Source organism: Silvanigrella sp., assembly GCF_044369315.1.
Lineage (GTDB): Bacteria > Bdellovibrionota_B > Oligoflexia > Silvanigrellales > Silvanigrellaceae > Silvanigrella.
In genome coordinates this window covers 1-10,901 of record NZ_JBIPMD010000099.1, presented here as the reverse complement: position 1 = coordinate 10,901, position 10,901 = coordinate 1, and the positions used below count along the sequence as shown (strand labels likewise).

Below are 10,901 nucleotides of genomic sequence, written 5' to 3'. Positions count from 1 at the left end.
CCTTTGTTACTTTTTTTTAAGCAACAATTAACTAACAAATTGGAGCTATTTCTTCAATCTTCACAATATCTTTCTCAACTCTTAACTGGCATTATAAATAATTTATTGATATTTTGCAAACAACTAAATAATTTTAATATTTTTTAATTACTATTTGGAGAATAACATTTATGAAAACACGCGCTGCTGTTGCTTGGGAAGCAAAAAAACCTCTTGAAATTGAAGAAATAGAAATAGAAAAACCAAAAGATGGTGAAGTATTATTAAAAGTTGTAGCATCAGGAGTTTGTCATACGGATGCATTTACACTTTCTGGAGAAGATCCTCAAGGCGTGTTTCCTTGTGTATTAGGACACGAAGGTGGGTGTATCGTTTTAGAATGTGGACCTAATGTTAAAGATTTAAAACCAGGAGATCACGTTATTCCACTATACATTCCTGAATGCGGAAATTGTAAATATTGCGAATCATCTAAAACAAATTTATGTCAATCTATTGCAGCTACTGTTTGGGCAGGTTATATGCCAGATGGCACAAGACGTTTTTCAAAAAATGGAAAATCAATTTACCATTATATGGGTTGCTCCACTTTTTCTGAATATACAGTTGTCCCAGAAATTGCACTTGCAAAAATAAATAAAGAGGCCCCACTTGAAAAAGTTTGTTTACTTGGCTGTGGAGTTACAACAGGTATTGGAGCCGTTCTTAATACTGCAAAAGTTGAACCGGGTTCTACAGTTGCTGTTTTTGGATTAGGTGGAATTGGACTTTCCGTTATTCAAGGGGCTGTTATGGCGAAAGCCTCTCGTATTATTGCGATAGATGTTAATCAAAACAAACAACAAATGGCTAAATTTTTAGGTGCTACAGATTTTATTAATCCTCTAGAAATAAATGGATCAATAAGTGAGTATATTAAAGAAATTACAAATGGAGGCGTTGATTATTCTTTTGAATGTATAGGAAATATTCACGTTATGAGAGATGCTCTTGAATGCACTCATTTAGGTTGGGGTGTTTCTACTGTAATTGGTGTTGCAGGAGCTGGAAAAGAAATATCGACTCGCCCCTTTAATTTGGTTGTAGGAAGAACTTGGAAAGGGACGGCATTTGGAGGAGTAAAAGGAAGATCTCAATTGCCTGGTTATGTGGATCGCTATTTATCAGGTGAAATAGAACTAGATAAAATGATAACACATAAAATGCCACTAGAAGAAATAAATAAAGCATTTGAATTAATGCACCAAGGAAATAGCATTCGCACAGTAATTTTATTTTGATAATTAAAAAAATAAATAAATTTAAATTAGAAAGAATAAAATATTTATGGAAAAAATAGAAAGTATTAAAGAATTTGGAGGATATTTAAATAGATATACTCATTATTCCAAGGTCTGCAATTCGAATATGACATTTTCTGTTTACTTACCACCCCAAGCTCAATTTGAAAAATTACCATCATTATATTGGCTCTCTGGATTAACCTGTACAGATGAAAATGCGCGCTCAAAAGCGGGGGCTCAACGTTATGCAGCGGAATATGGACTAGCTATTATTTTTCCCGACACAAGTCCTCGTGGAGACGATGTCCCTGATTCAAAAGAAAGATACGACCTAGGTAAAGGCGCTGGATTTTACATCAATGCCACCCAAACGCCCTGGAATGAATATTATAAAATGTACGATTATATTACTCAAGAATTACCAATAATAATTGAGGATAATTTTCCTCAATTAAATTCAAAAAAATCTATATCCGGACATTCCATGGGTGGGCATGGAGCCCTTATTTGTGCATTAAAAAATCCTGACCTGTTTACTTCTGTCTCTGCGTTTGCTCCAATTTGTAACCCAATAAATTCTCAATGGGGAAAAAATTGTTTTAGCGCTTATCTTGGAAAAAACGAATTAGTTTGGAATGATTATGATGCAACATGTTTAATTCTCAATGGTAAAAAAGTAAAAAATATTTTAATTGATCAAGGAACGTCTGATGAATTTTATCATCAGAAACAATTATTACCTGAAAATTTTATTGCAGCATGTAAAAAAGAAAATCAATCTTTAAATCTACGTTTTCAAGATGGTTATGATCATAGTTACCATTTTATTTCTTCATTTATTCGAGATCATATTATATATCATGCAGAATATTTAAAATAAAATTTATTCTAATTCTGTACCATTACCTAAATTTTCACCATCATCAAATTGAGATAACCAAGAGACAACTGTCGGATTAAATTTAGTTAAGCCTTTATACTCAATTAAATCAGGATGTAAATTTTTTAATACCCTATGTAATCTTTTACCCCAACGAGGAAATGATTTGATATCATTTAAACTAATTAAGTAACAGCGAATTGCAAATAAAATACAATTGCTTTTTGGTAATCTATATAAACTTTGTAACTCAACTCTTAAATAAACAAGTTCTCCTACATTAGAAAAATTTATATTATTACGATCCGTCCCCCAAAAAGGATAATTTTCTGGGGAAGTGTCTAATCTTGGATGAATAGTCATTGTCCAATTTAATCTTCTTACTGGAGAGGATTGCTGCAAATTCAAAAGATATTTTAAAGCTCTATCCATAATTCCCAATTCACTTACACGGGGTACAGGACCATGCCATTCTTGCCAAGACATACCAATATCAAAAGCCAATGACCAATCAGCTTGAGAAGTTACAAATCCAGCATCAGCATAAAGTGTTTCATTTCTTTGATCTAGCAAAACAAAATCACCTTGAATTTGTCGCCCCATATATTCAAAAGGTTCCATTGGTAAAGAATATTTATCACCGAAAATAAATGTATCTTTAATTCCTAAAATTTTATTTTCCCAAGTCCATTTGTCTTCATTTTTTTTGAGAGAAAAATAATTTGGATAATCTTGCGCTAATGAGTTCATAGTTAATTCAACAAAATCCCATTGAGCTTCAGACATATGAGGCAAAGATTCATATCTTCCAGGATCATCTTTTAATGTAATTTCTTTATCCTTACATTCTGATATATAATGCTCATCTATATCAAATTTAAATTCATATACCGAGTCTTTTTTTTCCTTTAATATGCGGCTCTATATTTACAGAATAATTATAATTATCTTCTGCAAATGGAAAAGGAAATCTTTTTATTGACTCCTTTGAGTTTCTAAAAGAATAATCATCTCTAAAAGTTTCATTTTTAAAAATTAAACTCATAATAATTTACCTACTTTAATTAAACTAAATTTTAAAAAAATCAAATATTTAAAATTAAACTACTTGAATTCGCCCTAGAAACACAAGGTAATATTTTTTTTCCTAAATTTTTTTCAATCTCAGTTAAATAATTATCATTGTGATAAACTATTCCATCATTTTCAATAATCTCTAACTCACATTTTCCACAAGAACCACCTCGGCATAAGTAGTCAGCTTTCACTCCCGCATTTTCAATAGCTTCAAGTAAACTTATCTCTGAATCAACAATAATTTCCTTCTTTGATTTTGCTAAGTAAACATTAAAAGCTTCCCCCACAGGTGGCGATATAAATTGTTCGCTATGAATATGATTTGAAGGCCAGCCTAAATTTATTGCGATATTTTTTAAAACACAAATCATAGATTTGGGACCACAAACATATACATGTGTCCCTAGTGGTTGATTCTTTAATATTTTTTCAAAATCCATAAACTCATTGTTTTCATCACAATATAAATTTACATGATTTTTATATGTTTTCTTTATTTCATTTACAAACGCACCAAGATTATTTGACCTAAATGAATAATGAATTTCAAAATTTAATTTACTTTTATTTAATTCATACAATTGAGAAATAAAGGGAGTTATTCCAATACCACCTGCAATTAAAATATGTTTCTTAGCCTTTTTAAAAAGAGGAAAAAAATTTACAGGATAGGAAATTTTTAATTCCGATCCAATAAAAATTCTTTCATGCATAAAAAGAGATCCGCCTCTTGATTTTCCTTGTTTAAGAATGGCTATCTTATATATTTTTGTATCAAATGGAGAACTCATCAATGAATAAGGATTTTTAATCAATCTATTTTCTAAGTTCATTGAAACGACAATATGACTTCCTCCAGAAAAAGATGGTAATTCAGAGTTATTTTTATTCATTAATGTAAATTGCTTTACAAGTGGCGTTACATTTTGAATATCAACAACTTCTACGGCAATATTTTTCATGGATATATTTCCTCTATTTCTGGTAAATCATAAGGGGATTCTGCATTAGCCATTACTCCCATATATGCACCAAATCGACGAGAAAAATGCTCTCGTATAAATAACATCCTTCCACATCCATAGCATTTTATAATATTTTCTTTAATATCATTTGTAATAACTTTACAATGCACACAGTAAACTGATCGAGCCAAAGTATTTGCTAATTCTTTTATAATATTTGAATCATCATAAGCAAATTTATCTGCAATTTTTGAAATAGTCCAAATAAAATTTTCAGATCCTACAACATAAAGACTTAAACCCATAAACATTTCATGTAGTATATCATATAATTTTTTATAAATATTATCATCATTTTCAAATATATAAATTTTTTCACATGAAATTTTTTGAATTAAGTTTACATAATTTTTTTCGTTTTTATAATTCGTTGAATAAAGTATAATTGTAGGTTCTTTAGGCGATTTTATTTGAAACATCTTAAGAATAGACATTGCTCCTATACCTTGAGCAATTATCAAATGAAATGAGGCTTTATCATTCCATATTAAAGAAGAATAAATCGGTTTACTTTTTATAGAATATCCTCGTTCCATAATTTTATATCCAAATTATTAAAAATTATATTTATTTGTATTTTTAAATTTAAGATCTTGGACGTTTTTTTTCAGGATCATAAAATGGAAATTTTACAATTTTAGCTGGAATTCTTTTTTGATACCCATCCAGTTTTCCCACTTCTATAATTCTCCCCTCATCACTAAATTCTTTAGCAATTCTACATAAAGCAATATTTTTTCTTAAAATAGGCGAACGAGTTGCACTTGTTATAATTCCAATTTGATTACGCCCTGCATGCACACAGTCACCATGAACCGCAATTTCATTACCTTCTAATTCGAGGCCAACTAAAACTTTTTGCGGAAATTGTTTTCTTCTTTGTAATGCTTCTTTTCCTATAAAATCATCTTCTTTTTCTAAATTAACCGTAAATCCAATTCCTGCTTCAAAGGGATCAATTTGATCATCAAATTCATAACCCGCAAAAATCAATCCAGACTCAATACGCAACATATCTAAGGCTGAAAATCCTAATGGAACCATTCCTTTTGGATTTCCGCTTTCCCAAATGGAATCCCATATTTTTAAAGCATGTTGAGGATGACACCAAATTTCGTATCCTAATTCTCCAGAATAACCGGTTCTTGATACAATTAAAGGAACACCATTTGCATCACCAATTCTTCCAATTGTAAATCGAAACCATTTTAATTCTTCAACGGTTGATTGATCTATTTTTGTCCAAATAATATTTTTTAAAATTTCTCTACTTTTAGGTCCTTGAATAGCTATATTATGTATTTCTGGAGTTGATGTTTTAATATAAACATTTAGATCCATTTTTTGAGCTTGTTCCCTTAGCCAAAGACCGGAATAATCACTACCACATATCCATCTAAATCCATTTAAACTCAAACGAAATAAAGTACCATCATCTAACATTCCACCTGATTCGTGACACATTGCGGTGTATACAACTTGACCAACTGACATTTTTCTAATATTTCGAGTTAACGTTTTTTGTAAAAGAGTTTCTGCATCGGGTCCTATAATCTCAAACTTTCTTAATGCAGATAAATCCATAATCACTGCATTTTCGCGACAAGCATAATATTCTTCTATTGAACCCAATCCGGTAAAACATGTCGGCAACCAAAAATTTCGATATTCCATAAAAGATCTTGTCAGCAAAGATGTTTTAGGATGAAATGCTGTTTCCTGAGTGAATTGAGGAACAGAATCTGGTGTCATACGATATGCAATTCCTTTCGATATAGTTTTTTTAGGTGAATAAACCCTGACGCAAATTTCAGTCGGGTTCCAACCATTAGCTGGATCAATATCGTCAGGACATGAAGAAGAAGCACATACAAGATCTTTAAGAGCCCTTAAAAGAACATAATCCCCAGGTCTAGACCAGGGCTCATCCAAAAATTGCACCGAATTCTTATCATATTTTGTATTATAAAAGAAATTAATTGCAGGCCAACCTGGTCGAGATTTAATAAAATACTTTTCCAATACAGAATTAAAGTTATCAGAACAATTATTATGTCCTGGATAGCCTTGATCTTCATAATATTTAGAAGAACATGCCAATGCAAATGAATCATGATGTCCAACTGTATCCTGAATCACTTCAAGCATAGGTTGAAATTCTTTATCAAAAAATTTTGAAAAAAGACCTGGCATTGGGTGTGCTAATCCCATTAAAGTCCTTGTTGCAGTTAAATCTATTCCAAGTTCAATTCTATTATTTATTGCATTGCGATCAAATGCCAAAAAATCGGAACACTGTTTACCAAAAACATCTATTACTTGTATATAATCACCAGATAAAACTTCATATGAAATTGCTGTTCCTGGTTTAATAAAAGTCTCAAATTTTGGCTCAAACAAAGCTTCGGGTAAATAATATTCGATATTATTAATATTTAATTTATTTCGTTTTATCTCAACGATTAATTCAGTAGAAGGATTTTGATCACTTATTTCCATTAGGTTTCCACATGATACCAATATACAATAAGTAGAATTTTTTGAAATAAAATTTTCGTTTCTTCCTGGTGTTCCAAAATAAAAATCATTTTCTAGTAATTTTATTGAAAAATATTTATCTAATATAATTTTATTTTGCGCAATAAATGAATTTATTTTTTCATTTTCACAAATGGTAGATTTAATAGACTCAGTTATTTTAGATCTTTTTTTATTACCATTTAATCCTAATAAATTAAGAGCATCGTCCAATAGAAAATCAAATGCTAATAAATCACAACACTGTCCACCTTCAGGATCAGTTACAATGAATTGATCTCCTTCATAAAGAGTAAACTTAAATGCTTCACGACCTTTTATTCGATATCGTTCTTGATTATTTTTTTTTGTCATTTTAATAAACTTTGAGTTGAATAACGTCAATTATAGATACAATATACCACTGATATCACAGCTAATAATTAAAGGCAAGAAACATACTCATTTATCTTGTTTATTTATTTAATTTGTATTTTAATATAAAATATAATTTTTTCTTTTAAAATTTTCTAAATTTTATTTGATAAATAATTCATTTTTTTCTTCTTAAAGATTCCCAATCTTCATTTTTCATCGCTTTTAAAAAATTAAATTCACCCGCACCTTGTAACCATTCACCACCATCAATCGTAACAACTTCTCCATTTATAAATCCAGCGTAATCTGAAACTAAAAACGACGCCAAATTTGCTAATTCAATATGTTCCCCATGTCTTCCAGTAGGATTTTTACTTTCTAATATTTTTCCTAGATCTGCATTAGGTACAAGACGATCCCATGCCCCTTTTGTAGGAAATGGACCTGGGGCAATCGCATTCATTCTAATTCCCCGATCACCCCATTCAACTGCTAAACTTCTCGTCATCGCTAACACTCCAGCTTTTGCCATTGCAGAAGGAACGACATATGCAGAACCTGTCCAAGAATATGTTGTTACTATACTTAATACATTTGCTTTTAACTTATTTTGTAACCAACGCTTGCCACAAGCAAGAGTGACATATGTTGTTCCATGAAGAACAATGTCTAAGACAATATCTACAGCTCTATGAGATAAATCTTCGGTACGTGATATAAAATTTCCTGCTGCATTATTTAATAGAATATCAATTGGTCCGGTTGACCAAATATCATCAATCATTTTTTCCACAGCCTGCGGATCTCTTACATCACAAACTTGATAGGAAGCTTTATCTTTATATTTGGAATTGAACTCTTGGCACGTTTCCTTTAAAATTTCTTCTCTTCTGCCACAGATTACAACATACGCCCCTAAAGATAAAAAACGCTCAGACATGCTTTTACCAAGCCCGGTTCCACCACCCGTAACTAGAATTTTTTTTGAACTTAGTAGATCTGGAACAAACATAATTTCCCCCATTGATTCTTGAAACGTAAAGATTTTCACCTTGCGAATATAAATGAAGAATATAGCTTCAACAATATTTAAGATTTTGAATTTTTATTTAAATCCTCTGTTGAAAATAAAGGCATAATAAAATATCTTTTCGAATTTTTACAATAATGAATTGTTAAATCGTATTTTATGAAAGTAATTCGAGCTCTTTGCACTATTTTTTCAAGGCATATCCTTAAGCTTTCTTTCCTATTTATAGATGAAGTTAAATAATTTTCATAAAAATAACTTAACATTTCCTCTCTTGTTAAACCTGCTGGATATTCTGAAAGAAGTCTCATTAAACGCGCTGGCTCTCTTGATGATTCAGAAGGTGATACAAATTCAACATAGCTAAGACAAAGCTTAATCCATCTTTTTGAGGCATATGCCGATTGAGCAACTTCTTTTAATGCCATTTCTAAAGGAATTTGCAATTTAGAAAAATATTCGCTTTTTCGATTCAATTTTGTTTTTTTCTTTTTACACATTCCAAAACTTAATTCCTGTCTCAATAAACTATTTTTATTTTTTATATTTAAATCTAAGTTAGTCATAATCACCCAATCATATTGTTAAATGTGAACCGATTTCTGGAAAGATTTAGAAATAAATCTCTCTTAATTGAGTGGTAATGCAAGAACTATGCCAAAAATTTTTTGATATTTTATTTAATAATTTCATATATATAAAATTAAGACCTCTAAATAGAGGTCGAAAAACGCCTGACTTTAAATCAATTTTTTAAAAAAACGCCTGATTTTCATACGATGCACTTAAATTAGATAATTTTTTTAATTAGTTACATCTTCATAAAAAGATTTTTTTTGACTGAATTTCAATCCATATTTATTTTGAATTTAATTTGTAATTTTAGAATCTTAAGATGTGAATTTTTTAAATAATATAAAAAAAAGAGCCCACAATTTAATGTGGACTCTCTTTTTAAATTCTTTTTAACTTACGCAAAATTGAATTTTATTGTTGTTCGTAGCTCTTAAGTTCTTCAGCAGAAACATAACGGCTAGAAATACGTGCAGCTTTACCACGAAGTTTACGAATATAGTAAATTCTTGAACGACGTACTTTACCACGTACTTTAACATCAACATGGTCAATAAGTGGAGAATGAACATAGAAGTTACGTTCAACACCAATACCGCCAGAAGACATTTTACGAACTAAAAAGGTAGAATTTATTGTCCCTTTACGGAAACGAATTACTGTACCTTCAAAAGACTGAAGACGGTATTTAGGAGTTCCGTCTTTTTCAGCACCTTCTTGGATTTTAACCCAAACGCAAACTGTATCACCAGCTTTAAAGCTTGGTAATTGTTTTGCACGCATGTGCATGGATTCAAAAGATTTTAAAATAGGATGTTTCATTAGTATCACCTATAGCGAGAATTGCCTTAAGTCGGTTTCTCTAAAAAAATTCAAAAAAAATAACCGAAATGGTCGGAGCGACAGGACTTGAACCTGCGACCTCTTGCACCCCAAGCAAGTGCGCTAGCCAGGCTGCGCTACGCTCCGAGTCCAAGACAATAATTACTTAGATAAAGCAGCCATTGACTTTTTAACAAGAGTTGCAAACACAGCATCATCATGAACAGCTATTTCAGATAGTTGTTTACGATCAAGCGTGATATTTGCTTTTTTCAAGCCATTCATGAATTTGCTGTATGGCAAACCATGGGATCTGGAAGCTGCGTTAATACGTTGAATCCAAAGTGAACGAAAATCACGTTTTTTAACTTTACGGTCACGATAAGCGTAACAAAGTGCTCTACGAACAATTTGAATTGCAGTACGGTAAAGTCTACTACGAGCTCCACGATAGCCTTTAGCTAACTTAAGAACTCTTTTATGACGACGACGAAGTTTAAAGCCACGCTTTACACGAGCCATTGTATGACCTCCTAGAGAATGATGGCGCTGTCTGATTTAGACAAACCTTAGATAGCCATTCATCTGTTTAAAACAAACTTACATATACCAAATCTAACTAAATAGATGTGTGTTTCATGGACTTTTTAATTTCCAAAGGCTTAATGAACAACCTGATAATTATAATCCGTTAGGAATACAACGAGAAACTAATCTTGAACTTTCAGCACGCATAATTTTTGCTTTTTTCAAGCGATTTTTGCGACTACGGTTCTTAGAACCTGCCTTGTGTTGCTTGCCAACATGTGGAACCTTAACAAGACCAGTTGCTGTTAACTTATAACGTTTAGCAGCAGACTTTTTATTTTTAATCGCCTTGTTAACTTTCCCTTTTGACTTAGCTATTTTGGCTTTAATTTTAGCTTTTGACTTTGCCATACAATAAATCCTTCAACTGAGAAGAGACAAAAAACAGAAACTTCTTATAACACTGCTTCAAATAAAATCAACTATTATCTGTAAAGAAATAAGTAGGATAGTTAGATAATAGACAATAATAAACCCCGAATAGAATTGCTTCTTTCGGGGTTTTAAATTTAGTGGTGGGTCCGCCCGGATTCGAACCGGGGACCACTTGCTTAAAAGGCAAATGCTCTACCGACTGAGCTACGAACCCACTAAAGGGAAAATTAAAAGGCTGCGCAGAGCTACTCTCCCACACCTAAGGGTGCAGTACCATTGCCGCAGGCGGGCTTGACTTCGGAGTTCGGAATGGGATCCGGTATTTCCCCGCCGCAATCAGCACAGCCAAAACT

At 31.6% G+C, this 10,901-nt stretch carries 10 protein-coding genes, 2 tRNA genes, 1 rRNA gene and 1 pseudogene; 2 read left to right on the top strand and 12 right to left on the bottom strand.

Annotation, left to right across the window (positions count from 1 at the left end; translation table 11 throughout):
• Positions 1 to 170 precede the first annotated feature (170 nt).
• On the top strand, positions 171 to 1,280 hold the full coding sequence (locus ACIQ56_RS09430; RefSeq protein ID WP_397600812.1) for an S-(hydroxymethyl)glutathione dehydrogenase/class III alcohol dehydrogenase: 1,110 nt from the start codon (positions 171 to 173) through the stop codon (positions 1,278 to 1,280).
• Positions 1,281 to 1,326: 46 nt separating this feature from the next.
• On the top strand, positions 1,327 to 2,163 hold the full coding sequence (gene fghA / locus ACIQ56_RS09425) for an S-formylglutathione hydrolase (protein ID WP_397600811.1): 837 nt from the start codon (positions 1,327 to 1,329) through the stop codon (positions 2,161 to 2,163).
• A gap of 3 nt (positions 2,164 to 2,166) precedes the next feature.
• Here the strand turns inward: fghA and ACIQ56_RS09420 are convergent.
• The 12 genes and pseudogenes from ACIQ56_RS09420 to rrf form a co-directional block, all read right to left on the bottom strand.
• A pseudogene (locus ACIQ56_RS09420) lies at positions 2,167 to 3,208 on the bottom strand (heme-dependent oxidative N-demethylase family protein).
• Positions 3,209 to 3,248: 40 nt separating this feature from the next.
• A complete protein-coding gene (locus tag ACIQ56_RS09415) occupies positions 3,249 to 4,202 on the bottom strand; it encodes a PDR/VanB family oxidoreductase (RefSeq protein WP_397600810.1) in 954 nt (317 codons plus the stop codon).
• Positions 4,199 to 4,801: a dimethylamine monooxygenase subunit DmmA family protein gene (locus ACIQ56_RS09410; protein ID WP_397600809.1), complete on the bottom strand. Its 603-nt coding sequence runs from the start codon at positions 4,799 to 4,801 to the stop codon at positions 4,199 to 4,201. Before ACIQ56_RS09410 ends, ACIQ56_RS09415 begins: the two co-directional genes overlap by 4 nt.
• Positions 4,802 to 4,850: 49 nt before the next feature.
• Positions 4,851 to 7,157 carry a DUF1989 domain-containing protein gene (locus ACIQ56_RS09405; protein ID WP_397600808.1) on the bottom strand — a complete coding sequence of 769 codons (2,307 nt, stop codon included), beginning with the start codon at positions 7,155 to 7,157 and terminating at the stop codon, positions 4,851 to 4,853.
• Between the two features lie 178 nt (positions 7,158 to 7,335).
• Positions 7,336 to 8,172, bottom strand: coding sequence for an SDR family oxidoreductase (locus ACIQ56_RS09400; protein ID WP_397600807.1), 837 nt, complete (start codon positions 8,170 to 8,172; stop codon positions 7,336 to 7,338).
• Positions 8,173 to 8,249: 77 nt separating this feature from the next.
• Positions 8,250 to 8,756, bottom strand: coding sequence for a hypothetical protein (locus tag ACIQ56_RS09395; RefSeq protein WP_397600806.1), 507 nt, complete (start codon positions 8,754 to 8,756; stop codon positions 8,250 to 8,252).
• Positions 8,757 to 9,177: 421 nt separating this feature from the next.
• On the bottom strand, positions 9,178 to 9,585 hold the full coding sequence (gene rplS / locus ACIQ56_RS09390) for a 50S ribosomal protein L19 (RefSeq protein ID WP_397600805.1): 408 nt from the start codon (positions 9,583 to 9,585) through the stop codon (positions 9,178 to 9,180).
• Positions 9,586 to 9,654: 69 nt separating this feature from the next.
• Positions 9,655 to 9,732, bottom strand: a tRNA-Pro gene (locus ACIQ56_RS09385).
• A gap of 15 nt (positions 9,733 to 9,747) precedes the next feature.
• Positions 9,748 to 10,107 carry a 50S ribosomal protein L20 gene (gene rplT, locus ACIQ56_RS09380; protein ID WP_153421565.1) on the bottom strand — a complete coding sequence of 120 codons (360 nt, stop codon included), beginning with the start codon at positions 10,105 to 10,107 and terminating at the stop codon, positions 9,748 to 9,750.
• A 159-nt stretch (positions 10,108 to 10,266) separates the two neighbouring features.
• Positions 10,267 to 10,524: a bL35 family ribosomal protein gene (locus ACIQ56_RS09375; protein ID WP_397600804.1), complete on the bottom strand. Its 258-nt coding sequence runs from the start codon at positions 10,522 to 10,524 to the stop codon at positions 10,267 to 10,269.
• Positions 10,525 to 10,686: 162 nt separating this feature from the next.
• Positions 10,687 to 10,762, bottom strand: a tRNA-Lys gene (locus tag ACIQ56_RS09370).
• 18 nt (positions 10,763 to 10,780) lie between these two features.
• A 5S ribosomal RNA gene (gene rrf / locus ACIQ56_RS09365) occupies positions 10,781 to 10,895 on the bottom strand.
• Positions 10,896 to 10,901 lie beyond the last annotated feature (6 nt).